General features: G+C 69.4%; 17 protein-coding genes. 7 read left to right on the top strand and 10 right to left on the bottom strand.

The window, feature by feature from the left end; genetic code table 11:
• Window positions 1–171: 171 nt before the first annotated feature.
• The 4 genes from ACLBXO_RS06335 to ACLBXO_RS06320 all read left to right on the top strand — a co-directional run bounded on the left by ACLBXO_RS06335 (window position 172) and on the right by ACLBXO_RS06320 (window position 5,174).
• Complete coding sequence (locus ACLBXO_RS06335) at window positions 172–3,096, top strand: response regulator (RefSeq protein ID WP_447684837.1); 2,925 nt, start codon at window positions 172–174, stop codon at window positions 3,094–3,096.
• A gap of 49 nt (window positions 3,097–3,145) precedes the next feature.
• A complete protein-coding gene (locus ACLBXO_RS06330; RefSeq protein WP_331312415.1) occupies window positions 3,146–3,505 on the top strand; it encodes a response regulator in 360 nt (119 codons plus the stop codon).
• Window positions 3,506–3,538: 33 nt separating this feature from the next.
• Window positions 3,539–4,594 (top strand): adenylate/guanylate cyclase domain-containing protein, encoded by a 1,056-nt coding sequence (locus ACLBXO_RS06325; protein WP_331312414.1) that lies wholly within the window; start codon window positions 3,539–3,541, stop codon window positions 4,592–4,594.
• Window positions 4,595–4,691: 97 nt separating this feature from the next.
• Complete coding sequence (locus ACLBXO_RS06320; RefSeq protein ID WP_331312412.1) at window positions 4,692–5,174, top strand: DUF1203 domain-containing protein; 483 nt, start codon at window positions 4,692–4,694, stop codon at window positions 5,172–5,174.
• Window positions 5,175–5,220: 46 nt separating this feature from the next.
• Here ACLBXO_RS06320 and ACLBXO_RS06315 read toward each other — a convergent pair whose 3' ends face one another.
• The 4 genes from ACLBXO_RS06315 to ACLBXO_RS06300 all read right to left on the bottom strand — a co-directional run bounded on the left by ACLBXO_RS06315 (window position 5,221) and on the right by ACLBXO_RS06300 (window position 11,788).
• Window positions 5,221–8,082 carry a putative bifunctional diguanylate cyclase/phosphodiesterase gene (locus ACLBXO_RS06315; RefSeq protein WP_447684836.1) on the bottom strand — a complete coding sequence of 954 codons (2,862 nt, stop codon included), beginning with the start codon at window positions 8,080–8,082 and terminating at the stop codon, window positions 5,221–5,223.
• Window positions 8,079–8,888 carry a PstS family phosphate ABC transporter substrate-binding protein gene (locus tag ACLBXO_RS06310; RefSeq protein WP_331312409.1) on the bottom strand — a complete coding sequence of 270 codons (810 nt, stop codon included), beginning with the start codon at window positions 8,886–8,888 and terminating at the stop codon, window positions 8,079–8,081. Before ACLBXO_RS06310 ends, ACLBXO_RS06315 begins: the two co-directional genes overlap by 4 nt.
• Window positions 8,889–8,963: 75 nt before the next feature.
• Window positions 8,964–10,001, bottom strand: a complete 1,038-nt coding sequence (locus ACLBXO_RS06305) for a 2Fe-2S iron-sulfur cluster-binding protein (RefSeq protein ID WP_447684835.1) — start codon at window positions 9,999–10,001, stop codon at window positions 8,964–8,966.
• A gap of 14 nt (window positions 10,002–10,015) precedes the next feature.
• Entirely contained in the window at window positions 10,016–11,788 is a 1,773-nt protein-coding gene (locus ACLBXO_RS06300; RefSeq protein ID WP_447684834.1) for an ethylbenzene dehydrogenase-related protein, read from the bottom strand.
• A gap of 659 nt (window positions 11,789–12,447) precedes the next feature.
• On the opposite strand from ACLBXO_RS06300, the gene ACLBXO_RS06295 reads away from it, so the two are divergent.
• Together ACLBXO_RS06295 and ACLBXO_RS06290 are read left to right on the top strand one after the other, a co-directional pair.
• Window positions 12,448–14,046, top strand: coding sequence for a porin (locus ACLBXO_RS06295; RefSeq protein WP_419539277.1), 1,599 nt, complete (start codon window positions 12,448–12,450; stop codon window positions 14,044–14,046).
• Between the two features lie 569 nt (window positions 14,047–14,615).
• The gene (locus ACLBXO_RS06290; RefSeq protein ID WP_331312405.1) at window positions 14,616–14,909 is read left to right on the top strand and encodes a hypothetical protein; all 294 of its coding nucleotides are present in this window, start codon (window positions 14,616–14,618) and stop codon (window positions 14,907–14,909) included.
• A gap of 65 nt (window positions 14,910–14,974) precedes the next feature.
• On the opposite strand, the gene ACLBXO_RS06285 is transcribed toward ACLBXO_RS06290, so the two are convergent.
• The 4 genes from ACLBXO_RS06285 to ACLBXO_RS06270 all read right to left on the bottom strand — a co-directional run bounded on the left by ACLBXO_RS06285 (window position 14,975) and on the right by ACLBXO_RS06270 (window position 21,858).
• Entirely contained in the window at window positions 14,975–16,360 is a 1,386-nt protein-coding gene (locus ACLBXO_RS06285) for a sensor histidine kinase (protein ID WP_447684833.1), read from the bottom strand.
• On the bottom strand, window positions 16,347–17,027 hold the full coding sequence (locus ACLBXO_RS06280; RefSeq protein ID WP_331312489.1) for a response regulator transcription factor: 681 nt from the start codon (window positions 17,025–17,027) through the stop codon (window positions 16,347–16,349). The genes ACLBXO_RS06285 and ACLBXO_RS06280 overlap by 14 nt, the downstream gene beginning before the upstream one ends.
• 176 nt (window positions 17,028–17,203) lie before the next feature.
• On the bottom strand, window positions 17,204–18,589 hold the full coding sequence (locus tag ACLBXO_RS06275) for an efflux RND transporter periplasmic adaptor subunit (RefSeq protein ID WP_447684832.1): 1,386 nt from the start codon (window positions 18,587–18,589) through the stop codon (window positions 17,204–17,206).
• The gene (locus tag ACLBXO_RS06270; RefSeq protein WP_447684831.1) at window positions 18,589–21,858 is read right to left on the bottom strand and encodes an efflux RND transporter permease subunit; all 3,270 of its coding nucleotides are present in this window, start codon (window positions 21,856–21,858) and stop codon (window positions 18,589–18,591) included. Before ACLBXO_RS06270 ends, ACLBXO_RS06275 begins: the two co-directional genes overlap by 1 nt.
• A gap of 577 nt (window positions 21,859–22,435) precedes the next feature.
• Between ACLBXO_RS06270 and ACLBXO_RS06265 the strand changes: the two genes are divergently transcribed.
• Window positions 22,436–22,723 carry a hypothetical protein gene (locus ACLBXO_RS06265; RefSeq protein WP_331312401.1) on the top strand — a complete coding sequence of 96 codons (288 nt, stop codon included), beginning with the start codon at window positions 22,436–22,438 and terminating at the stop codon, window positions 22,721–22,723.
• A gap of 37 nt (window positions 22,724–22,760) precedes the next feature.
• Here the strand turns inward: ACLBXO_RS06265 and ACLBXO_RS06260 are convergent, their stop codons facing one another.
• Together ACLBXO_RS06260 and ACLBXO_RS06255 are read right to left on the bottom strand one after the other, a co-directional pair.
• The gene (locus tag ACLBXO_RS06260) at window positions 22,761–23,504 is read right to left on the bottom strand and encodes an acetoacetate decarboxylase (protein ID WP_447684830.1); all 744 of its coding nucleotides are present in this window, start codon (window positions 23,502–23,504) and stop codon (window positions 22,761–22,763) included.
• Window positions 23,505–23,533: 29 nt separating this feature from the next.
• The gene (locus ACLBXO_RS06255; RefSeq protein ID WP_419539274.1) at window positions 23,534–24,655 is read right to left on the bottom strand and encodes a patatin-like phospholipase family protein; all 1,122 of its coding nucleotides are present in this window, start codon (window positions 24,653–24,655) and stop codon (window positions 23,534–23,536) included.
• Between the last annotated feature and the right edge of the window lie 79 nt (window positions 24,656–24,734).

The following is a 24,734-nucleotide window of genomic DNA, read 5'->3' as shown; positions in this document are numbered from 1 at the left end:
ACGGCGGAACCCCGACAGGCCCCGGGACAGCAGTCGCCATAGAGCTTGATCCAGAAAATAGACCATGTAACGGTCGCGAATAATGAATTGCGCGCCTTCGGGCACCGCGTAGAACAGGCCTCGCGGGCAGGCGTCACGCCATGGCGCATCGGTGTCGGAGTGGTTCGAGGTATGTCCCACGCGCCGACCGGATCACCCGACGAGACAGGCTGCGCCGCCGACCCCGCCACGGGGCGCGGTGCCGGGCGGCTGGACGAGGCCGGGGTCGCCAAGCAGAAGCTGGTCGAGGCGATCGAGAGCAGCTCCGAAGGCTTCGCGCTGTTCGATCCGGACGACCGCCTCGTCCTGTGCAACGGGCATTTCCAGGACTTCCACCCCGGTCTGTCGGGGATCATCGTGCCGGGCGTGCCGTTCGAGGCCATCGCGCGCGCCGTCGGTGAGACCTGCATCGTCCGCCCGGACGGGATGACCGTCGAGGCCTGGCTCGCGGAGCGGATCGCTTGCTACCGGGCGCCGAGCGGGCCGCTTCTGCATCAGCGCGTCGACGGGCGCTGGGTCCAGGTCAACGAGCGCAAGACCAACGACGGCGGTGTCGTGGCCGTCTACACCGACGTGACCGAGATCAAGCGCGCCGAGCAGGTGCTCCAGGCGACGCAGGGGCGGCTGACCTACCTGCTGACCGCGTCCCCGTCGATGATCTGCAGCTTCGAGGTGGGCGGCCGGAACGCGCCGACCTTCATCAGCGAGAACGTGCGCGATCTCCTCGGCTACGAGCCGGGCGATTACCTGGCGGGCCCGGAATTCTGGCTGGAGCGGCTCCATCCCGACGATCGGGACCGCGTGCTCGCCGAGTTCCCGCACCTGCTCGCGGACGGGCACAACGTCATCGAGTACCGGTTCCTGCACGCGAACGGCACCTATCGCTGGGTGCGGGACGAGCAGCGCCTCCTGCGCGACTCCGGCGGCCAGCCCGTCGAGGTGGTCGAGTCGTGGAGCGACATCACCGAGCGCAAGGAAGCCGAGCTGGCGCTGCAGAAGCAGACCGCCTTCGTCGAGCTGCTCCAGGCCGCCGCCGCGGCCGCCAACGAGGCGCCGACGGTCGAGGACGCGCTGCGCTTCTGCCTCGAGCGCGTCGCGCAGCACGCCGGCTGGCCCGTCGGTCACGCCCATATCCTGGCCCGGGACGGGACGCGGACGCTGATCCCGACCGGAATCTGGCACGCCGAGGCCGGCGCGGACGTCGCTCGGTTCCAGTCCGCGACGGCCGACGTGCGGCTGGGCGCGGGGTCCGGCCTCGCCGGCCGCGTCCTCGTCTCGGGCGCGCCGGAATGGAGCGTCGGCGACCCGTCGCTCGCCGCCGACCCGCGCGCGCCGGCGGCCGCGGAGGACGGCATCCGGGCGGGGTTCGCCTTTCCGGTCACGGTCGGGCGCGACGTCGTCGCGGTGCTCGAATTCTTCGCCCGGGAGGCCTCCCCGCCGGACGCCTCGCTGCTCCGTGTCATGAGCAACATCGGCGCGCAGCTCGGCCGCGTGATCGAGCGCAAGCAGGCCGAGGAGACCCTGCGCGAGGCGAAGGAGGCGGCCGAGGAGGCGAGCCGCGCCAAGAGCAGCTTCCTCGCCAACATGAGCCACGAGCTGCGGACGCCACTCAACGCGATCATCGGCTTCACCCGGCTGGTGATGCGGCGGGCGAAGGATGTCCTGCCGGTCAAGCAGTTCGAGAATCTCGAGAAGATCCTGGCGAGCTCCGAGCACCTGCTCTCGTTGATCAACAGCATCCTCGACCTCGCCAAGGTCGAGGCGGGGCGCATGGAGGTGAAGCCCTCCGACTTCACCCTGGAGCCGGTCCTCGATCTCTGCCTCCGCACGGTGGAGCCGCTCGTCAAGAACGAGGGCGTGCGCCTCGTCCGGGACGTCCGGGACCCGCCCGCGGCGCTCCGCACGGACGAGGAGAAGCTTCGGCAGATCCTGATCAACCTGCTCAGCAACGCCATCAAGTTCACCGAAGCCGGATCGGTCACGCTGCGCGTCCGCGCCGTCGACGCGGGTGTTGAGTTCGCCGTGGCGGATACCGGGATCGGGATCCCGGCCGGCGCTCTGAACGCGATCTTCGAGGAGTTCCATCAGGTCGACAACAGCGCGACGCGGTCCCACAGCGGCACCGGGCTCGGCCTGGCGATCAGCCACCGTCTCGCCCGCCTGCTCGGCGGCCGGATCGACGTCGAGAGCCGCGAGGGCGAGGGCTCGACCTTCACCCTCACCATCCCGCCGCGGATCGCCGGCGGCGCCGAGGCGCCGCCACCGAAGCCGGTGCCCGCCGCCGTCAACGCGCCGCGCTCCGGTGCCAAGGTCGTGCTGGCGATCGACGACGATCCCAACGTGGTCTACCTGCTCAAGGAGAATCTCGCCGATGCCGGCTACACGGTGATCGGGGCTGCGAGTGGACAGGAAGGGTTGGCGAAGGCCCGGGAGCTGCAGCCGCGGGCGATCACCCTCGACATCATGATGCCCGGGACCGACGGCTGGCAGGTGCTGCACGCGCTGAAGACCGATCCGCTGACCCGGGACATCCCGGTCGTCTTGATCTCCATCGTCGACCAGAAGGAGCTCGGCTTCCGGCTCGGTGCGACCGACTACATCGTGAAGCCGTTCGAGCGGGAGGCCCTGATCGGCGCCCTCGCACGCATCGCCCCCGACAACGAGCGCGTCCTGGTGATCGACGACGATCCGAACGTGCCCGATCTCGTGCGCCAGCTGCTCGACTCGGAGCGCTGCACCGTCGACTGGGTGGCCGACGGGGCGGCCGGCCTGGAGCGCATCGCGCAGGCCCGGCCGAGCGTCATCCTCCTCGACCTGCTCATGCCGCGGATGGACGGCCTCGCCTTCCTGGACGCCCTGCAGGCGGATCCCGCCGCCCGGTCCATCCCGGTCGTGGTCCTGACCGCCGCGTCGCTGGACACGGCCGAGCGCGGCATGCTGCGGGAGCGCGTGCTCGGACTGATCGACAAGGGCGGACTCGACCGCGCCGCCCTGGTCCGCGAGGTCCGCCGCGTGCTGCCGGTCCTGGAGACCGAGACCGCCGACGGTGGCCGATGAGGCTCGGGACCACCCGCGCGCAGCGACCCGCATCGTCCGGGATCCGTCGATGAAGCGGATACTCATCGTCGAGGACGTCGCGCTCAACCGCGATCTGCTGACCCAGCTGCTGGAGGACGAGTACGAGATCCTGATCGCGGTCGACGGGGCCGCCGGGGTCGACATGGCGATCGCGCACCGGCCCGACCTCATCCTCATGGACCTGTCGCTGCCGCTCGTCGACGGCTGGGAGGCGACGCGCCGCATCAAGGCGAACGCGACCACCGCCGCCATTCCGGTGATGGCGATCACCGCCAACGCGATGACCGGCGACGAGGATCGCGCGCGGGCCGCCGGCTGCGACGACTTCATGACCAAGCCCGTCGACGAGGACCTCCTCTTCGCCAAGCTTCAGCACTGGCTCGGCTGAGCGCGGCCGCCGCACGCCAGGAAGGGAGGACCCGTGGAGCCAGCCCGCATCCTCATCGTCGACGATGAGCCCTTCAACCTCGACCTGCTGGAGCAGGAGCTGGAGCTCCTCGGACATACCAGCGTGCGGGCGGCGAACGGGCGGGCGGCCCTCGACCGCCTGAGCGAGGAGCCGTTCGACCTCGTCCTCCTCGACGTGATGATGCCGGCCCTGGACGGCTACGCCGTGCTCGAGCGCATGAAGGCCCACGAGGCGTGGCGCCACACGCCCGTCGTCATGATCTCCGCCCTGATGGAGATCGGCAGCATCGTCCGGTGCATCGAGCTCGGCGCGTTCGACTACCTGCCGAAGCCCTTCGAGCCCGTGATCCTCGAGGCCCGCATCCGGTCCTGCCTCGAGCGGAAGCGGGCGCACGACCGGGAGGTCGCGCATCTGCGGACGATCGAGCGCGAGCGCAAGCGCGCCGACGAGCTCCTCCACGCCATCCTGCCGGTCTCGGCGGTGGCCGAGCTGATGGAGACCGGGCAGGTCAAGCCGCGGCTGTTCGGCGACGTCGCCGTCCTGTTCATCGACCTCGTCGGCTTCACCACCTGGTGCCACGACCAGGGCCCGGACGTCGTCGTCGCGGAGATCCAGCGCCTCGCCGAAGCCTTCGAGGTGGTCGCGCAGGCGCGCGGCCTGGAGAACATCAAGACGATCGGCGACGCCTTCATGGCGACGGCCAACCTGCTGCGGCCCCACGACGACCCGGTCTCCGCCGCCATCGGCTGCGCCGCCGACATGGTGGCGATCGCCGCGGCGGGCGAGCCGGGCTGGCGGATCCGCGGCGGCATCCACATCGGGCCGGTCGTCGGCGGCATCGTCGGACGGACGAAGTTCACCTTCGACCTGTGGGGCGACACCGTGAACGTCGCCGCCCGGCTCGCGGGCCTCGGCGACGGGTGCGCGCTGCACCTGTCCCGCGAGGCCTTCGCGCGCCTGCCGGATCCGCGCGACGTCCGCCCGATCGGCGCGGTGACGCTCAAGGGCAAGGGCGCGGTCGACGTGTACTGCCACGCCCTGGCCGCCGGCGACCCGGCCCCGGTCTGAAGCGCTCTCGGCGGAGGCAGGCCGCTCCGGATTGCGCAGCAAGAAGCGGGATGCGGCGCGCCGGCGCGGGGCTTAGGGCACGTCCCGGAGGTGCCCCATGACCCGATTTCGCTGCGTACCGATCGCGACGGAGACCGCCGATCGCTTCCGCGCCACCGGCCTGGATGACCGGGGCAACCCGGTCCGCCGCGTCGCCGCGACGGCGGGCGGCGGCTTTCCGTGCCGCCACTGCCTGCAGCTCGGCCGGCCCGGCGAGACCATGCTGCTCGGATCCTACGATCTGCCGGAGCCGCGCGGCATCTACTGGACCCCGAGCCCGATCTTCCTGCACGCGGACGATTGCCCGCGTGCCGAAGCCGTCGACGCCGTCGCGCCGATCGTCCTCGCGAACGCGCTCGTGTCGGTCCGCGCCTACGACGCGGACCATCTCTGTCTCTACGATCTCGGCCAGGTCTGTCCGGGGCGCGAGGCCGAGATCCCGCTCCGTCGTGCCCTCGGCGATCCGCGAACCCGCTTCGTCAACATCCACACGGCCCGACCCGGATGCCTGCTCGCGCGCGTGGAGCGCGTGACCGGTTGAGGGCGATCATCGACCCGCGCCCGGACGGAGCGGCGCCGGTCTCCCGTCAGGCCGCGACGTGGAGGTTCTCCTGCGCGTCGATGAAGGCGGCCACCGCGGCGGCCGGGATCGGTTTGCTGAGCAGGTAGCCCTGGACCTCCGAGAACCCGCTCGCCCGCAGCCGGGCCAGCTGCTCGGGGGTCTCGACACCCTCGGCCGTCGTCGTGATCTTCAGGCTGCGGCCGAGCTCGGCCACCACGTGGACGATGGCCGCGGCCTCGTCCTTCTCGAGGAGATTCCGGACGAAAGACTGGTCCAGCTTGATCTTGTCGAAGCGGAACGTGTTCAGCGAGCTGAGGGACGAGTAGCCGGTCCCGAAATCGTCCATCGAGAACCGCACGCCGAGGCGGCGGAGGCGGTTCAGCATGTCGAAGCTCGCCTGATCCTGGCTCAGGATCACCGACTCGGTGATTTCCAGCTCCAGCCGCTGGCTCGGCAGCCGGGTCTTGAGCAAGACCTCCTCGACGAAACGGTCGAGATTGCCTTCCCGGAACTGGATCGGGGAAATGTTGACGGCGACCCGGAGGGATCCGGGCCACGTCATGGCATCGGCGCAGGCCCGCTCGAGCACGTAGGCGCCGAGGGCGTCGATCAGCCCGGTCGCCTCGGCCACCGGGATGAACTCGCCGGGCGAGATCATCCCGCGCTCCGGATGGTGCCACCGGGCCAGGGCCTCGAAGCTCGTCACCGCGTTCGTCGTCAGGTCGAACAGGGGTTGATAGTGCAGCGCGATCTGCGCGGTGCCGATCGCCAGCCGCAGCTCGCGTTCCAGCCAGCGCCGCTGGTTCTGGCGCTCCTCCATCTCCTGCTCGAAGACCCGGACGCGCCGACCGCCGTCGGCCTTCGCGGCGTAGAGGGCGACGTCGGCGCGCCGCAGCAGATCGTCGCCGTCGGTATCCTGCGCGCCGGACACCGCGATGCCCAGACTCCCGTCGACGGACACGAATTGACCGGCGAGGAAGAACGGCCGCCTGAGCTGGATCAGGATCTGCTCGGCCAGGGCGAGGACGCCGTCCGGCAGATTTGCCTCGGACAGCACCATCGCGAACTCGTCGCCGCCGAGGCGCGCCACCGTGCCGCCGGGCGGGCACAGGCCGCTCAGGCGACGGCCGACCTGCCGGAGGAGCTCGTCTCCGGCCGGATGCCCGAGGGTGTCGTTGATGCCCTTGAAGTCGTCGAGATCGAGGCAGATCACCGTCACCGCCCGGTCGTCCCCCGCACGGTCCGCGAAGGCGGCCGCCAGGCGGTCGGCCAGCAGGGCGCGGTTCGACAGGCCGGTCAGCGCGTCGTGGGTCGCGAGATGCGCGATCCGCGCCTGCGCGGTGACACTCGCGGTGACGTCCTCGTGCGTCTCCACCCAGCCGCCATCGGCCATCGGCTCGACCGTGATCTCCACGCAGCGGCCGTCGGCGAGCGTCCGGGTTAGGGTCCGGCGGCTCGACCCGCCTTCCGCGTCCGACCCGTCCGCGAGACCCGCGAGCCGGCGAACGTCGTCCTGCGTCGGTTCGAGATCCAGCGCGCCGGGAGCGATCCCGTAGATCCGGCAGAATTGGGCATTGTAGACCTTGAGCCGGCCCCGGGCTCCGAACATGCACAGGCCCTGGGACATGTTGTTCAGGGCCGCGTCGAACCGCTCGTTCTGCTCCTGGAGCTGCCGCTCGCGCTCCGTCAGGACCGTGTTCTGCCGGAACACGTCGTCGCGCAGTTGGTCGCGCTCCGAGAGGGAGTGCTCGAGCACCACGACGGCGCGCGCGATATCGCCGACCTCGTCGGCCCGGTCGATATCGGGCACACTGACGTGCCAGTTGCCGCGCGCGACCTCGGAGACCGTCTGCGTGATGCGCACCAGCGGGCGGGTGATCCGGCTCGACAGGACGAGCAGGACCACGGCGACCAGGCACAGGGTGAGACCCGCGACGACGCTGAGTGTCCGCAGGAGCGAGCGCGAGCTCTCCTCGCCGATGCCCACGACCTTGCCGGCGAGTTGCTGCAGCTCCCGCAGCGGCGCCGCGACGCAGAGGCGGATGTCAGGCGGCTGCGGGACGCAGCGCGCCACCTTCTCGGCCCCGAGCACGGCGTGCAGCTGCGCACCCGAAGCGGGTCCGAGCTGGGCGTTCGAGACCGCGGAGCCGGCCGAGGACAGGAGGTTCTGGCCGGCGAGGATGAGGACGTCGCGTCCGCTGAGCGACGCGAAGGCCGTCAGGGTCGGCTCGTGCGGGCGCAGGATGCGGTAACCGACGAGGCCCCCGATCACCTCGCCGAAATCGTCGAACAGCGGCTGGCCGAAGATGTCGGCGACCGTGCCGCTCTCGTTGGCGGCGAGCGCCCGCGCCAGCGCGTCGTCCCACGGCAGAGACCGCACGAACCCGTCCGCGTGCTCCCGGTCGTTGCGGGCGAGCACGGCGCGCAGGGCCGCCGCGACCGGTGACGTCCCGAACGCCGCGTTGGCGGCGAGGAGGTCCGCGTCGACGCGGTCGGCGGTGAGGGCGCGGAGATTCAGATCGAAGGCGATGGCGCCGTCGAGATCGGCGAGGGCCAGAGCCGGCCGGAGCAGCTCCGAGGCCGCCACCGTGTTGCCGGAGAAGACCGCCTTGGCGACGTCCCAGCGCTTCGCCATGGTGGCGAAGCGCCGCTCGACGTCCTCGCGCTGCATCTGGAGCCGGGCGGCGGCGAGCTTGGCGTCGCTGAGCAGGCGGTCGGATAGCTGGGCCTCGGACCAGGTCGAGACCTCCTGCGCCTGCTCGCGGAGCGTCTGCCCGGAGCGCAGGACCACCAGGAAGACCAGTGCCGCCAGCGCGACCGCGGCCGTCGAGAGCGTGGCGCCGACGAGGCGCGCGCGCAGGGATCGCGAGAAGACGGTCCCGGTCACGGCCTGAGCGGGGCGCCGCCCCGCTCCGCCATGACCTGCCCGGCGCGATCGGACGTCGCGAAGGCGACGAACGCGGCCGCCGCCGCGTCGCGCGTGGCGGCCTTGTAGATGAGCGCCAGAGTCACGGCGCTCGGATAGGCCGGATCGCGCGGCGCGCGCCCGTCGATCGTCAGCACCGCGAGATCGCCCGCGAGCGCCGGCGAGTACGGGCCGAAGCCGATCGCGCCGGGCGTCTCACGCACCGTAGCGATCGCGTCCTGAGTCGTCGTCGCTGTCTTCGAGCGGCTGGTCAGGACGAGGTCGCGCCAGCCCGGCATGGTCGCCCGCAGCACCGACAGCGTGCTGTCCGTGTCCTCGCGGCGGACGACGCGGATCTTGAGGTCGGGTCCGCCGAGGGCGCTCCAGTTGTCGATCGTGCCCGCGAAGATCGCCGCGACCTGCGTGCTCGTCAGGTTCGTGACGCCGGCCCCCTGGTGGACGAAGATCGCCGAGGGGATGCGGGCGAGCGGCACTTCGACCAAGCCCTGGGCTTTCTCCGCCTCGGTCAGCGGGCGCGCCACCCGTCCGAGCCTCTGGCGCTCGCCGCCCACGGCCGCCACGGCGCCGCCGGAGCCGATGCTCGGCGGGACCGACACGCGGGTCTGCCCGCTCTCGGCGTTGTAGGCGGCCGCCACGGCCTGGAGCATCTCGATCCCGTCGCCCGTCCCGACGACCGGGAGATCGTCCGCGCGGACGGCGGCCGACTGCGCGAGGAGGATGATCCCGCCCGCGATGATACGCCCAGGATTCGTGAATAACAGAGCCATAAAAGGAGAATGCGCCGCGAGTGCTTAACTCAAGGTCACCGGATACCGTACACTGAAGATGTGGTTGACGATCTGCTAGGCGACAGGCTGCGTTTTAGCGGTCCGATGACCCGCCACGCGCTGCAGGAAGCGCTGGAGGAAATTGGCGTCGGACGCCGGGTTGCCGTCCGCGCCGCGCGCGGACGCGTAGAAGGGATCGGCGTAGCAGGTCGCACCGGTGGCCGCGGCGAGGAACTGGACTGCCGCGACCATCTCGGGGGCGCCGGCCGCGAGGACGGTGTCGTCCCGGGTGAGCATCGGCATGTGAAGGGTCGGCCGCCCGGCCCGCGCATCCGGCGGCGGGTTGCCGCCGCTGCAGGTCAGGATCGTCGTCGCTCCCCGCTCGCGCAGCCAGTCGAGCGCCGGGCGCATGTAGAGGTTATGCGGGTGCCGTGCGCCGGCCACGACGAGCAGGTCGCGCTCCGGTTCGCGCAGGCGGCTCGCGCGCGCGACCGCCCAGGCGGGCGCCCAGCCGACGCCCGACGAGACGATGACGAGGCGCCCGCGGCCGAGACGGTGGAAGGCGGTCCCGAACGGGCCCTCGACCTTCACCGCCGCGCCCGGTCCGATCCTGCCGCCGAGCAGCGGCGAGACCGCGCCGTCGGGCTGGCGGCGGATCTGGAAGATCAGCTCGTTCAATTCGCCCGACCCGTCCGCGCGCAGCGTCGGACTGTAGTCCCGCGCGGGCAGCCCGGCGAAGGAGACCCGGACATACTGCCCCGGCAGGTAGGTCAGCCGCTTGCGCAGCGCGACCGTGACTTCGACGATCTCGGCGGTGAGATCGACCACGCGGTCCACGGTCCCGGACCGCCGGACGGTCTCGGGAACCTCATCGAACTCGATGACCGCGTCGGTGGTCAGGCGGGCCCGGCAGGCCTGCACGGTGTCGCCGACGCGCGTCCCCGCGTCGTCCACCGCGCCCGCGTGGATCCGGACGCGGCAGGTGTCGCACTGACCGGTGGCGCAGTCGTGCGGGATCGCCCGGCCGGCCGCCAGACCCGCGTCGAGCAGGGTCTGACCGGCACGGGCGCCGACGCGCCGTCCGTTGATGACGAGGGTGACATGATCGGCCATGGCGCGCTCCGGCCTCAGCGCAGCAGGACTTCGACCGGCCGCATGTGCCGCGTGTGGCGCGTCTGCGTGTGGTCGAAGGCCGAGACGTACAGGTAGAAGGTGTTCCCGGGCAGGAAATCGACGTCGTACTTGCTGCCGGTCGCGATCTTGCGCGAGGCCACCAGGGTCCAGTGGTCGTCGGCCCAGTCGGCCGCCGCCGAGATCCCGGCGCGGTCCCCGGTATAGCCGTCGGTCAGGAGCACGCCCGGCATGACGGTCCCGACCGGGATCTCCGCGTCGGCGGCCGCCGAGTACGGCACCGTCTCGGTCTTCTCGACCATCCACCACGCCGAGCCCGGCGAGGTGCTGGCATCGACGGCGAGATCCACGGTGCCCAGCCTCGCCACCGTCGCCTGCCAGTCCCTGGGAAGCCGCAGCGGCTCGACCGCGCCCGCGTAGCCGCCCGGACCCTCAAACTTGAAGTTGTAGCGGTACGCGCTGGTGCCGGGGTCGCCCCAGTAGCCGGCCTGGTAGCGGCCCTTCACGGCCCGCTCGGCGGCGGTGGGATCGGTGGGCGGGCCGATATGCATGTCCTCGACGACGCCGAGCATGCCGCCGCGGGCCGCCTTCCACTGCCACATGTCGATGTAGCTGCCGTCGGTGGTGTAGTGGTAGCCGCGGCCGTTGAGCGGGGCGGGCGCGTCCGGCAGGGGCCGGGCGCCGAGATGGGTCGCGCCGCCGCTGCCGAACGCGTCGGACCGCGAGAAGATCACCGCCAGCTTGTCCTCGTAGTAGCCGGTCACGTCCGCGCGCGCGGCGTCAACGTCGAGGAGGTGCCAGCCGTCCGCCTTCTTGATCAGCGGGACGCGCTTGAGCGAGCGCGACGGATCCCACCAGCGGAAGGCGAAGTACACGTTCGCGTCGTCGCGGACGGCGCGGATCTCGACCGTGGTCTCGCCGGTCCCACCGAAATTGGCCCCCTGCATCGTCCGGACCGAGACCGGCCGCGCGGTCCGCCAGACCGGATCCTCGAGGAGCTTGGACAGGTCGGGGCCGGCCGACACCTTGTCGACCACCAGGGTGGAGCGACCCTTCACGTCCGCCAGGGCCAGGCCGCCGACGACCGGGAGACCGATCACGGCTGCCGCCAGGAGCGGCCGTCGCCGCCGCGCCGCGCCGTCCGCAAGGGCCGCCGGGCGGAACAGCCGCAGGAGCTGCCACAGCCCGCCGTACATGAAATGCGCGAGGGTATGGACCGCGATGTAGGCCAGGGCCACCAGCGCGCAGGTGGCGTGCAGCCAGACGACCCAGCCGCCGTAGCCGAGATAGAGCGCGACCCCGGTGCCCGTCAGGACCAGCGTGACGGCGTAGATCAGCCAGTGCAGCGCGACGTTGATGCCGCCCCACCGGGCCTTCCGGGCCGCCTTGGTCCGCCCGCTGACGCGGAGGGCGCGGAGCCGCGACAGGCCGTTGCGATCCGTGAGCCGCCCGCGCACGAGGTAGATCAGATAGGCGGTGATGCCGAAGAACAGGGTCAGGCCGGCCACGAAGTGGACGGTCCAGACTTCCCCTTGCGGAAGCATGGGTGCCAGGAACTTCGCGGTCCGCGCGACAGGCGCGTCGGCCGAGATGCGCAGGCCGGTGAGGAGGCTCGCCACCATGGCGATGGCGACGATCCAGTGGATCACGATCGTCCCGACGTCGGAGCGCGGATGCCGGTCGACCTGCGCGGCGGGCGTGCTGCGCCAGCCGGGGGCGGTATCGGCGCCGCCGGGCGGATGCGGCGCGAGGGTCAGCGGTTCCGACATTCGATCCTCCGCACCGTCGCCGCAAATTGGACGCGCTACGTTAGAACTTTGTAAATCATGTTGCTGGCCGCGGGATATGGCCGAGCTTTGCAATCTTGAACTCTTGATAAACGTGCTTAACGGCGGTCGCGATCCGGTCTCATAGGCGGGGCATGCGGCGGTTACGCCCGGCGGCGGCGCTACCGGGGTCACGTCCGGCATCGATCGAAGGCGGGCGCGGCCGACAGGTTCGGCATCGGGCCGGCATCGGGGCCACCCGTCAGATCGATCTCCCGGTCAGCGACGCGCGGGGACGGGCCCTCTGACCGCCGCCCCGGGATCTGTCGACGGATCACCGGAAGCGCTCGTGGTGGGTAGCGGACGGCTGTTCGCCGCTACCCGCGATCACCGCCTCGCGTCGCACGCGTGCTCCCGCTTCCGTGATCGTTTCAGAACTAAAAACATCTTTAATGAAGTCAATTCCAGTTGAAAATTGCAAACGCAATTTATTTGTAAAATCATTACTTGACGGATACGGTCAAGCTGCCGACCGGTAGAGCGGCCAAATCTCAGAAACACTGCGACGTCGCACCGTGTCGAGACCCGAACACGTGCGTGAACGCGGATCATTGGGTTGACGCTTGCAGTGGCACGTCCACGGCGTCGGATGCGGGGATATGATGACCAGATTCAAGGCGCTGTTGTTGGGCTCCTCGGCCCTGATGATCCCGATCGGCGGTGCCTCCGCTGCCGATCTCCCGACAAGGAAGGCGGCGCCGGTCGAGTTCGTGCGCGTTTGCAACGCCTATGGCGCCGGTTTCTTCTACATTCCCGGAACAGATACTTGCATTCGCTTGTCCGGGAGGGCGCGTTATGACTTCCTGTATCAGACGAGCAAAGTCCGCACGGGCGGCGGCGGCGACCTCACCGGCTATCTCGGCCTGATGCGGCTGAACCTCGATTCGCGGACGCAGACCGACTACGGAACGCTACGCGCCTTCCTGCGCATCGACGTCGCCAATCGCAGCGGCCCGTTCCTGACCTCGGGATCCCGGCAGCGCGAGAGCTTGGCCATCGCGGGCCTGGGCGCCGACGCCTTCGGCCGCACGCAGACCTACGTCAACGCCGACAAGGCCTTCATCCAGTTCGCCGGGCTCACCGCGGGTCGCGCGTCCTCGTTCTTCGACTTCTACGCGCACGATTTCGAGCTGATCGGCGGCACGGCCGGTTCGGACACGTTCAGCACCAACCTGCTCGCCTACTCGGCGGTCCTCGGGAACGGCATCACGCTGAGTGCCTCGATGGAAGATCCGACCTACCGGCGCTTCCCGATCTTCGGCACCGGCTCGGCTGTCGGTGCCTTCACGGCCGGCGGCGGCTTCGCGGGCTACAGCAACGCCTTCAACCCGTTCACGCCCGCGACCTGGCTGGCGCCGATCGTCGTCGGGCCCGGAAACGTCGCCTTCGTCGACGTCACCCAGAAGAGCCGCATGCCGGACTTCATCGGTGTGGCCCGCATCGATCAGGCCTGGGGTTCGGCGCAGCTCTCCGCCGCCGTCCACGAGATCAATGCCGGAGACGCCGGCAGCACCGTCGCCGGCATCAGCACAGCGACGACCGGACTGGGCATCTCGCCCACGGGGCGCGCCTCGAACGCCTATGGCTGGGCGGTTCAGGGCGGCGTGAAGGTCAACCTGCCGTTCATCGCGACCGGCGACACGCTCTACCTGCAGGGCGCCTACGGACAGGGCGCCATCGCCTATACGGGCATCTCGAACTACACGGCTCCGTACGACGCCCTCGGCGCGGCGCCGGTCGGCGGCGGCTCGTTCGCGCAGTATTACGCGGACGCGGTGCTCAATCCCGCGACCGGCCGCCTCGAGCTGTCGACCTCGTTCTCCGCTGTCGCGTCCCTTCTCCATTACTGGTCGCCCGCCTGGCGGTCGGCCTTCTTCGGCAGCTACGCGCAGATCGACTACAACTCCAAGGGGCGCAACGCGCTGGGTCTCCTGGGCTTCGGCTTCGCCCCGGCGGGCGCCAGCGCGTCGAACGCTCTGGCCTTCTCCACCAGTCCCATCCTGCGGGGCAATAATCAGATGATCACCGGCGCCAGCCTGATCTGGACCCCGGTGAAGGACCTCGATATCGGCGTCGAGGGCGAGTACGTCCGCACGGCGCTCAACAGCGGCGTCACCCCCGACATCTCCAAGAACGCCCTGCGCTACGTCAACTCGCAGGATGCGGCCCAATTCCGGTTCCGCGTGCAGCGGGATTTCTGAACTGTTCCGACGCGTCTTCGACGGCGCATCGTCTGATCTTGAGCCCAGCCGCAAGGCTGGGCTTTTTTGTTTTGAGCGTCTTGTAAATCGTCGCGTTCATTCGGGTTCATTTAACAAATAAAAGATCTTTTACTTGCGGTCGGCGGAGAATCCTGTACAACGGACTCAGCTCTTCAGCGGCTTGCTTCGCCGCCGAGCGAGCGGATGCTATGGTTTCAGAGTGGCTGGCCCGGGTACCAGGGCAGGGCCGGTCTGACCCAGAGCTTCAGACCCATAAGACTTCGCCGACCGGGCAACCGGTCGGCTTTTTCATGTCCGCTGCGGTTCCGCGCCGGAAGGCTCTGCCAGTCAGCCCCGGGCGCCGCGGGCCCGGAGCCCGGTCGCGGCAGGCGCGATGGAGGCGGTCCCAGGCCTCCGCACCGAGGAAAATTCAAAAATCCTTTCAAGATTGAACGCGGATCAAAGACGGAAAGAATTATTCCGCAATAAAATATAGAGTTTAAAGCGGTCTTCCCACATCTTACTCCCACGTCGCCGGCGAGCGACAGCTTCTGAAACGGGAGATCATCATGAAGACCATCATCCTGGCCTGCTCCATGGGCGCGGTGCTGATCGCGGGACCTGCTCTCGCCCAGGACCGCGGCGCGACGATCGATCCGAGCCTCATCATCCGGACGAACGGCAGCGGCCTCGACGCGTGGTCCGCCGCCGAGGGCAACGACAAGGCGGGCGGCATGTGGGAAGGCGCGACCGGCTACAGCGCCGCGATCCAACGGCCCACCGCCATCGAGACCGTCCCGGCCAATCGCCAGTGGAGCCGTCTCAACAGCCGCGAGCGCCACCACCGCCAGCCGTCCTACTGAGCCCCCCCTCGACGGCACCGCGCCCGGCACATCCCGCGGGACGGGATTGGCCGGGCGCGACGGTGTCAGAGCGGAGCGGCCGGCAGGAGAGCGATGGACGGACTGTCCGAGACCGTGTGGGTCCAGCTGAGGGTCACGCGGCATCCGGTCCCGTCGCTGGCGATCGCGAAGGTGGCGCTGTGCAGCCGCGCGATGGAATCGACCAGGCTCAGGCCGATCCCGAATCCGCTCTTGTCGGTCTTCAGTGCCCCGCGGCGGTACCGGGCGCGAACGGCACTCAGCTCCTCCGCGGGGATGCCGCAGCCGGTATCCGTGACCTGGATGGCCGTCGGGTTCCGGAGCAGCGCGACCGTCACCTGTCCGCCGGCCGGCGTGAACTTCAGGGCATTGTCGATCAGGTTGCTCGCCGCCTCGAAGATCAGGCTGCGGTCGCCCTCGATCGCGCAGGTGTGGTCCGGCCGCTCCCAGAGGAGCGCGATGCCGCGCTCGATGGCCAGGGGCTCGTAATACTCCACCGCGTCCTCGAGCAGCCGCCCGAGATCGACCTGGGTGAAGCCCGACCGCCGCAGGCGGTCCTCCATCTCGGAGATGCGCAGGAGCGCCGAGAACCGGATGACGATGGTCTTGACCTCGGCCAGGACGTCCTCGTTGCAGGCGCGGAAAGCCTCCACGCTGTCCGCCTTGCGCAGCGACCGCTCGAGCGTGCCCACGACCCTTGTCAGCGGCGTGCGCAGGTCGTGGGCGATGTTCTCGTTGACGCCCTTGATCTCCAGCATCAGCCGCTCGAGCTGATCCAGCATGTCGTTGACGACGCGGGTGAGGTGGGCGAGGTCGGCCGAGACGCCGCGGGTCGGGAGGCGCTCGCTCAGGTCGCCGCGCATGATGCGCTCGACCGCCTTGGTGATCGCATCGTTCTGCCGCAGTGAGCCGGCACCGAACACGACGGCACCGATCAGACCGATCACGATGGTGGCGGCCATGCCCCAGACGAAGGTCTCGACCAGCGCCTTCTCGAGGGCCTGAAGATCCTGGGCCGAGCGGCTCACCAGGACGTACTCGCCGCTCGGGAGCTGGGTGAGCTGGCTGAACAGCGTGCGGCTGCGGTGACCCAATGGCTGCAACAGGATGAACGGCCGGCCGATCGGCGCCTGGTCGGGGAAGGCGATCGGCGCGCCGGCGCGGCGCACGTGGTCGGGCCCGAACAGGACGAGCGGCCGCCCCCCCTCGGCGAAATCCTCCGACGCGTCGATCCGCTCGCGCAGCGCGCGCGGCGACAGGTTCAGGAGGTGCTTCGATTCCCACTCGACCCACTCGAACGCGGCCTTCCGGCCGTAGCTGCGCGTGTCGACGTAGAGGAAGCCCGACAGGGCGAGCGACGCGGTCCCGAAGGTCGCGAAGAACAGGCACGCGACCCGGAATCCGCTGGTGCGCCGGACCTCAAGAAGGCGCACGGAGGATGAAGCCCGTGTTGCGCACCGTGTGGATCCGCGGGTTCAGCCCGTCGGGATCGAGCTTCTTGCGGATCTTGCCGATATGGACGTCGATGACGCTCGACTGGTGATTAAAGCTGTAGCCCCAGACCGACTCGAAGATCATCTTCCGGCTCACCAGCGTGCCGGCGTTCTCCATCAGGAACTCGATGATCGCGAACTCCTTCGGCAGGAGTTCGATCTCGCGGTCCGCGCAGTAGAGCACGCGCTCGATCAGATCCAGGCGGAGATCGCCGACGACGAGTTCGTTCACCGCCTCGGCCGCCATCTTGCGCCGGGCGAGCGCGTCGACGCGGGCGGTGAGTTCGATGAACTCGAACGGCTTGGCGAGATAGTCGTCGCCGCCGGCGCGCAGCCCGTCGACGCGCTCGTTGACGGCCGACAGGGCGCTGAGGATCAGGACCGGCGTCGAGACCTTGGCGGCGCGCAGCTCGGTGAGCAGCGACAGGCCATCGATCTCCGGTAGCATCCGGTCTAGCACGATCACGTCAAAGTTACCGTCGAGGGCCTTGCGTAATCCGATGCTGCCGCTCGGCGCCTCGTCCACCTGAAAACCGTATTCCGCGAGGGCCGACCCGATCTCGGCGGCGACCCTCCGGTCGTCTTCGACTACCAATACGCTGGCCATCCGTTTTTCCTTCTTATTATGTATTCGCCGGCCCTGTCTGGTCTCCTGCGGCTCGGAGGGAGGGGTGGAATTATCCTCTTCGGTCCCGGAGTCAAATGGTGTCCGGTCGCGGCTGCCGGTCCGCGGGATCGAGGCGGCGAAGCTTACAGGGGCGCGGGGGATCTGGACCATGCGTCTCACTCCGCGCTCGCCTGCTCGGAGAGCTTGGCTGTCGGGGTCTGCGCGGCGACGGAGCCCCTGGTGAGGACGCGGCTGCCGTCCCGCAGGCCGGCCGGCGGATTGAGGACCACGGCCTCGCCGCTCTCGAGGCCGCTGCGCAGCTCGAGGCGCGTGCCGAGATCGCGCGCGATCGTGATCGGCCGGAGGCGCACGGTGTCGTCCGCACCGACCACGGCCACCCGCGTGCCGCCCGCGTCGAAGATGAGCGCCTCGGACGGCACGATCACGCGCGGATGGGTGCGCGGCACCTCGAAGGTGACGGCGACGTAGAGGCCGGGCCGCAGGACCCGGTCCGGATTGGCGACGTCGACCTCGGTGTCCAGCGTCCGCACAGAGGATTGGAGAGCCACCGAGCTGCGCGAGACCGTGCCGGCGAAGGTGCGGTCCGGGATCTGCGCGACCTGGACGCGCGCCTTCACGCCGTCGTGGATGCCCACGGCGGCCGATTGCGGCACCTGGACCGCGACGCGCAGGACGTCGGTGCTGTCGATGGTGAAGAGCGGGGACCCGGATCCGGCATCGCCGTGGACGAGATCGCCGACATCGACCTTGCGGGCGGTCACGATGCCGTCGAACGGTGCGACGACGTTCTCGAAGGTCGTCAGCGTGCGGAGCCGTTCGACGGTGGCCTGCTGGGCGGTGATGTTGGCCTCCGCGACCTTCACCTTCGCCTGCGCGGCGGCCAGGGAGGCGGTCGCGGTCAGCATACCGGCCCGGGTCTGGTCGGCATTCTGCTTCGAGGCCCAGCCTTGCCCGGCCAGGGTCGCGGTGCGGGCATCGGTGGCGTTCGCGAGCGTCACGCTGGCCTTGGCCTGCTCGACATCCGCCTGCGCGACCGCGAGCTGCGCCTTGAACTGGCCGAGCTGGGCCTCGGCCTGCCGGGCCTGCTGGTCGAGGTCCGGCGCGGCGATCCGGACCAGGAGATCGCCCTTCCTCACCCGCGACCCGATGTCGACCCGGCGCTCGGCGATGTAGCCGGTGGCGCGGGCGAAGATGTCGGCATGGTCGAAGGCCTCGGTCTGGCCCGGCAGGGTCAGCGTGATCGGCCCGGCATCCACCTGCGCCGGCCCGGTGCGGACCGTCGGAACGAAGTTCACGGCCTCGGCCTGGGTCTCCAGGGAGGCCTGGTAGGTTTCCCAATGGTGCCAGGCGCCGAGGCTGAGGGCGCTGCCGAGTGCCAGGAACGTCACGAGGAACGGGCGCTTGCGCGGCGGCGGCGGCACCGCGTGGACGAAGGCCTCGCCGGCCCCGTCCCGCCGCAGCGGGTCGATCTCGACCGCGTGCTGGTGCGCCCGCGCGGCAGCCTCGGCGCCGCTCCCGGGGGCGTCGGTGAATCGGGTCATCAATAATCCTCGAGGGGCTTGATCGGGTTGCGGCGGAGCAGGGTGTAGAGAAGGGGGACGAAGAGCAGGGTCGAGACGGTGCCCATCCCGATCCCGCCCATGACCGCGCGGGCGAGGGCGGCGTTCTGCTCGGCGCCCTCGCCGGCCCCGATCGCCATCGGGATCAGGCCCAGGAACATCGCGGAGGCGGTCATGAGCACCGGCCGGAGGCGGGTATGGCCGGCCATCAGCGCGGCCTCGCGGGCCGAGCAGCCGGTGGCCTCGCGGTGCTCCTTGGCGAAGGTTACGAGCAGGATCGAGTTCGCGCTCGCCACGCCGACCGACATGATCGCGCCGAACAGGGCGGGGATCGAGAACGCCGTGCTGGTGATGAACAGGCTCATCACGATGCCGCAGAAGGCCAGCGGCAGGGCGGCGATGACCACGAAGGGATCGATCCAGGTCTGGTAGTTCAGGACGAGGAGCAGGTAGACCGCCACCAGCGCGATCCCCAGCCCGAGCTCGATGCGCGAGAACGCGCTCTCCATGCTCTCGATCTGACCGCGGACATGGATCTTGTCCGGGGCCGGGAGCCGGACCTGCTCCTCGGCGACGATCCGGTCCACGGCGTTGCGGACGCTGCCGAGATCGGCGTTCTGGACGTTGGCGAGGATGTCGAAGGTCGGCTGCTGATTGACGTGGTTGATGACCGTCTGCTCCGGCTGCCGCTGCATCGTGGCGATGTTCGACAGCAGGATCGGGATGCCGGGCCGGTCCTGCGCGGTCGCGTGCACCGACACCGGCGTGTTCATCAGCTGCGCGATGTCGGCGTTGCGCCATTCCGGCGTCTGAACCCAGAGCTGGTACGGCATGCCGGACTTGGGATCGGCCCAGAAGTTCGGGCTGACCTGGAAGGAGCCGGAGAGCGAGACGTTGAGGTTCTGCGCGATGGACTGCTCGCTGACGCCCATCTCGGAGGCCAGCCTGCGGTCGACGTTCACGTACATCTGCGGGGCGTCGACGACCTGATGCAGGTGGACGTCGACGGCACCCCGGACGGCCGCGATGCGGCGGACGAGGTCCTGCGCCACCGCGAGGTCCTCGGCATCGTGCCGTCCGGAGACCTGCACGTCGATCTGCGCGACGGTCCCGAAATTCAGGATCTGCGTGATGATGTCGGACGGCTGGAAGTAGAAGATGTCCTCGGGGAACGCCTGGTGCAGGACCCGGCGCAGCCGCTTCTCGTAGAATGAGATCGGCTTGTGCTCGCCCTTCAGGTTGATGAGCATCTGCCCGTCGTTGTACGCGACGAACGAGGCGTCCAGGAAGGCGAAGTTGTAGTTGGAGGCCGGGAGGCCGATGTTATCCAGGATAAGCCCGAGCTCGTCCTTCGGGACCACCTGCCGGACCACGTCCTCGACCTGCGCGAAGGTCTTCTCCGCCTGCTCGATCCGCTCCCCCGGACGCGTGCGGATATGCAGGGTCATCTGGCTGGCTTCGATCTGCGGAAAGTAGTCCTGGCCGACGAAGGGGAAGATCGCGGCCGTCACCGCGAAGACGGCGAGCGCGCCGCACAGCGCGCGGGCCGGATGGCCGAGCACCGCGGCGAGGAGGCCGACATAGCCGGCGTGGAAGCGCGCGAAGCCGCGCTCGAACGCGTTGCGGAAGGCCAGGGCGCCGCGCAGCGGATACCGGAGCGCCCAGCCGACCGGCCGGGTCGCGACGCCGAGGATCCGGCCGAGGACCGAGCGGCGGCGGGGTGGCGACACGCGGCCGGCCGCGGCGGCCGCGCCGCCGTGATGCCGGGCGTATTCCGGGGCGACGAGGACGTCGATGAGGATCGCCACCAGCGTCCGCGACAGGAGGTAGGAGGTCAGCATCGCGAAGACGACCGCCTCGGCCTGCGGGACGAAGAGGTAGCGGGGCGCGTCGGTGAGGAAGAAGACGGCCGAGAAGGCCGAGCAGATCGCCAGCGTGGAGATCAGGGCCGGCTTGGCGATGCCGGCCACGCCCTCCACCACCGAGCGCCGGAAGGAGAAGCCCTCCTCGAACATCCGGTAGGTGTTCTCGATGGCCACCGTCGCGTCGTCCACCAGGATGCCGACGGCCAGGGCGAGGCCGCCCAGCGTCATGACGTTGATGGTCTGGCCGAGGGCGACCAGGATCGACAGGGACGTCAGGATGCAGAGCGGGATCGAGACCAGCACCACGATGGTCGACCGCCAGGAGCCCAGGAACAGCAGGATGGCGAGGCCGGTGAGCCCGGCCGCGATCACCGCCTCGCGCACCACGTCGGAGATGGCGTCGGAGACGAAGACCGACTGATCGAACAGCGGCGTGATGGTCATGCCCTTCGGCGCGGCGGCGTGGATGTCCGGCAGGGCGGCCTTGACGGCGTTCACGACGTCGAGGGTCGAGGCCGCGCCGTTCTTGAGGACTTGGAGGAGCACGGAGTGGTGGCCGTCGGCGCGGACGATGTTGATCTGCGGGGGGGAACCGTCGCGGACGTGGGCGACGTCGCGCAGCAGGACCGGCTGGTTGTTCTCGACCTTGATCGGAATGCGGTTGAGCTGATCGACCAGCTGAGGGCTCGAATTCAGCCGCACCGTGTATTGCTGCGTCCCGATCTTCGCGAGGCCCGAGGGCACGACGAGGTTCTGCTTGAGGACCTCGTTCAGGACATCGAGCGGCGTCATGCCGATCGCGCGCAACTTGGCGGGGTCGAGGTCGACCATGACCTGACGCGGCGCGCCGCCGTAAGGGGAGGGCAGCGTTGAGCCCGGCACCTCGGCGAGCCGCCGCCGGGTCCGGTACTGCGCGTAGTCGAAGACCCTCGTGAGCGGCAGCTTGGAGGACGACAGTGCCATCTGGATGACCGGCACCGAGGAGGCTGAGAAGCGCATGATGACGGGGGGCTGCACGCCCGGCGGCATGCGCGAGCGGATCGCGTTCATCGCCGAGTCGACCTGGGTCATCGCCAGATCGATGCTGACGGCGGAATCGAAGTAGATCCGCTCGGTGACCGTGCCCTGGATCGACGTCGATTCGATCCGCCGGATGTTGTTCACGTTGCTCGACAGCGAGAACTCGCTGTAGTTCGTGATGCGCTGGACCATGTCGGTCGCGTCGAGACCGTTGTAGGTCCACACCACGACCACCACCGGGATATCGACGGCGGGGAGCACGTCCTTCGGCGCCACGGCGATCGAGCCGAGGCCCGCGAGGAACATGAGGACGGCAAGAACATAGAAGCTCTTGCGGAACTTCAGAGCGAACCGGACGAGTTCCATGTGATCAGTCGGGTGTCCCGCCGTGATCCGGCTCCCGTCGCGCGGCGTGTCTGCGCGGACGATGGGCCGATCAGCCTCGTTTGCGAAGAAAAAACGGGACGTATGCCCCGCTCGCGACAGATATAGAGTTCGCAAAACCGCTGTACGAATGAATTCGGAGCGACAAACTAAAGCTGATTTAAGGAACTTAAAACGGCGTTGGCTCTCTAAAGCGTGAGGCGTGCCGGTCGCCGGACCCTCCTCCGATACACGCCGCGGCCGCACATCGGCGCGTCAGGAATTGAAAAAGATTTTGGAAAAAAATCCGGCTTTTACTGCTGAAAAGCTTATTTGATTGCAGCTCGCGGCCATCTTGCACGATCTTGGTGAGACCGGGACGGGCGGATCGGACAACGGCGCCTCGCGACCACGACGCGAACCCGCCGGGAAAGGCCGAACACGGGCGCGCGGCAGACCGTCAGTCCGCTCGAGCAGAACGGCCGCGCATCCCGCGGCGGTGACGACATTCCAGCCTGGATAGATTGGGCGCACGGATCGCCGCCCCGCCGATCTCGTGCGCTCGGGGAGGAGCGCGCCGATGAACAGACGATGCCTCTGGCTTCTGGTCCCGGCGCTGTCGCTGCCGCTTCAGGTCAGCGCCGCGCTCTCCGAGAGCGATATGCCGGCCGGCGGCGCCTTCATGAGCAGCTACACCTCGGATCCCTACTTCGATCCGCGGTCGCGGTACTCGCAGGTCCACTCCGCCGGAGACATCGGCGGGCAGCCGATGCTGGCCGAGCCGGGCGACGCCCCGGCGCCCTGCAGGCTCTTCGACACGGCCTGCGCGGACGCCTTCGAGCGCTCACGCCCCCACGCGTATCGCTGAACGGGCGCCGGACCGCCGCCATCCGGACGGACGGGGATCAGGCCAGATAGTCGTGCAGCACCTCGCCGTAGGGGAGCGTGAAATCGACGATCTGGTGCCGCCCGCGCACGATCCGGCGCACCGGAAGGTCGGCGACCCGGCAATTGACGTGCGGGATGAGGTGGAGCCGGGCCTCGCCGTCCCAGGCGCCGTGGACGACCACGTCGCGGAGCCGGTATCCGACGAGCTGGGCCACCTTCGGTGAGCCGTCCACGTCTGGAATGAGCTTCAGGTTGACGTTGAGGTGACCGATCCCCTCGCGCACCGCGTCGAGGCTGTCCTCCAGGCTGCGGTGCTTGTAGGTCATCGTGCCCATGGCCACGCGCTCGTCGTCGTAGTGCAGCGTCCCGGTCAGCGTGTCCTTCTTCACGGAGAGCCGCGGGATCCCGTACTTCTTGGGGAATCCCCAGACCTCGCGCCCGGCGGTGATCGGCGGCTCGTCATCGAGATACATCTGGACGGAGAAATTGCACGGCTGCCCCTTGTAGGTCGCGACGATCGCCGAGCCGCTCTCCTCGTAATCTCCGAAGCCGGAGGAATCCGGCATCTTCATCCACTCGTAGAAGGCGAGGTTACCCGGTGCCGGTTCGAGCGGTTCCGGCAGGGCCGCCCGCAGGGCGTCGGGATCGGTCTCGTAGGTGATGATCAGGTACTCGCGCCGGACGAACCGGTAGGGGCCGCGCGGGTAGCTCGGGCTGAAGGCCGGCATCGAGGGGGCACGGAGGATCTCGTCGCGTGTCATGGCCGCTGCTCTGCTGCGTGAACTGGGACTCAGTCGCGGGCGTCCCGCGTCAGATCGAAGACGGTGATGCCGTCGGCGTCGCGGGCCTGGTCGAGCCAGCCGCGGTGCCGGAAGGCACGGCGGATGTCACCGAGGCCGGCCGCCCAATGGTCCAGCATGGTCCGCCGGGAGAACTCGTAATCCTTGGCGTTCCCTTCGTAGGTCTTGCGACGGTAGATCACCTGCATGATCGTCACGGCGGTCTGGCGGCTCATGTCGGACAGGAGGGCGACGTCCGGATCGTCCCGCAGTTCGGGCGGCAGCCTCTCGACCAGGCGTCGGAAGGCCGCCTTGGCCTTCCGGGTCCGCACCGCCGCGTCCGTGTTCAGGCGGGTGCGGCTGGAGTAGCGGATGTCCTTCTCCCGCTCGGCCGCCTCGGACAGGGTCCGCGGCATCGGTCCGCGCGCCGGGAACAGGTCGACCTGGACGATCTGAAGATCCCGCGTCCGCTCCTGGTCGAGGACGTACTCGAGCGGCGTGTTCGAGACGAGGCCGCCGTCCCAGTAATGCTCGCCGTCGATCTCCACGGGCGGAAAGCCCGGCGGGAGCGCGCCCGACGCCATGATGTGCTCGGGGCCGATCCTGTCCCGCGTGTTGTCGAAATAGGCGAAGTTGCCGGTGCGCACGTTGACCGCGCCCACGCTCAGGCGCACGGCGCCGGCGTTGATGCGGTCGAAGTCGACGAGCCGCTCCAGCGTGCCCCTCAGCGCGCCGCTGTCGTAGAGACTGAGCGCCTGCGGCGCCCCCGGCGGATAGAACGGGGCCGGCGGCCATCGCGGTGTGAAGAAGCCGGGCACGCCGAATCCCGCGACCAGGGCGGCGCTGGCCTCGTTGAACCAGGACCGCGCCCGATCGCCCGGGAAGAGCGGGACGCCCTGCAGGCCGGACGACACGAGGTTCCAGAAGGCCCGCAGCCGCTCGGCGCGGCGCTCGACCGGGTTACCGGCGATCAGTGCGGCGTTGATCGCCCCGATGCTGATGCCCGCCACCCAGTCCGGTGCGAGACCGCAGGCGCAGAGGCCCTCGTGGACGCCGGCCTGGTAGGAGCCCAGCGCTCCGCCGCCCTGCAGAACGAGGACGGGCATCGCATCGGCAACCGACCTATCCGGCATCGTCCAGGGCCCGCTCCGCGCTCGAATCCGGTCTCGGATGGCGGGCAGGGTACCCGGCCGACGCGGGGCGCTTCAACCG

This window comes from Methylobacterium sp. C33D (genome assembly GCF_053345825.1).
Note: the sequence above shows the minus strand (reverse complement) of the source record. Positions and strands in the feature narration are given on the sequence as shown.

Excerpts from the sequence above, each read along its gene's own strand:
- ACLBXO_RS06335 (WP_447684837.1), top strand. The coding sequence starts at position 172 with ATGTCCCACGCGCCGACCGGATCACCCGACGAGACAGGCTGCGCCGCC.
- ACLBXO_RS06330 (WP_331312415.1), top strand. The coding sequence starts at position 3,146 with ATGAAGCGGATACTCATCGTCGAGGACGTCGCGCTCAACCGCGATCTG.
- ACLBXO_RS06320 (WP_331312412.1), top strand. The coding sequence starts at position 4,692 with ATGACCCGATTTCGCTGCGTACCGATCGCGACGGAGACCGCCGATCGC.
- ACLBXO_RS06310 (WP_331312409.1), bottom strand. The coding sequence starts at position 8,888 with ATGGCTCTGTTATTCACGAATCCTGGGCGTATCATCGCGGGCGGGATC.
- ACLBXO_RS06305 (WP_447684835.1), bottom strand. The coding sequence starts at position 10,001 with ATGGCCGATCATGTCACCCTCGTCATCAACGGACGGCGCGTCGGCGCC.
- ACLBXO_RS06300 (WP_447684834.1), bottom strand. The coding sequence starts at position 11,788 with ATGTCGGAACCGCTGACCCTCGCGCCGCATCCGCCCGGCGGCGCCGAT.
- ACLBXO_RS06295 (WP_419539277.1), top strand. The coding sequence starts at position 12,448 with ATGACCAGATTCAAGGCGCTGTTGTTGGGCTCCTCGGCCCTGATGATC.
- ACLBXO_RS06290 (WP_331312405.1), top strand. The coding sequence starts at position 14,616 with ATGAAGACCATCATCCTGGCCTGCTCCATGGGCGCGGTGCTGATCGCG.
- ACLBXO_RS06280 (WP_331312489.1), bottom strand. The coding sequence starts at position 17,027 with ATGGCCAGCGTATTGGTAGTCGAAGACGACCGGAGGGTCGCCGCCGAG.
- ACLBXO_RS06275 (WP_447684832.1), bottom strand. The coding sequence starts at position 18,589 with ATGACCCGATTCACCGACGCCCCCGGGAGCGGCGCCGAGGCTGCCGCG.
- ACLBXO_RS06270 (WP_447684831.1), bottom strand. The coding sequence starts at position 21,858 with ATGGAACTCGTCCGGTTCGCTCTGAAGTTCCGCAAGAGCTTCTATGTT.
- ACLBXO_RS06265 (WP_331312401.1), top strand. The coding sequence starts at position 22,436 with ATGAACAGACGATGCCTCTGGCTTCTGGTCCCGGCGCTGTCGCTGCCG.
- ACLBXO_RS06260 (WP_447684830.1), bottom strand. The coding sequence starts at position 23,504 with ATGACACGCGACGAGATCCTCCGTGCCCCCTCGATGCCGGCCTTCAGC.
- ACLBXO_RS06255 (WP_419539274.1), bottom strand. The coding sequence starts at position 24,655 with ATGCCGGATAGGTCGGTTGCCGATGCGATGCCCGTCCTCGTTCTGCAG.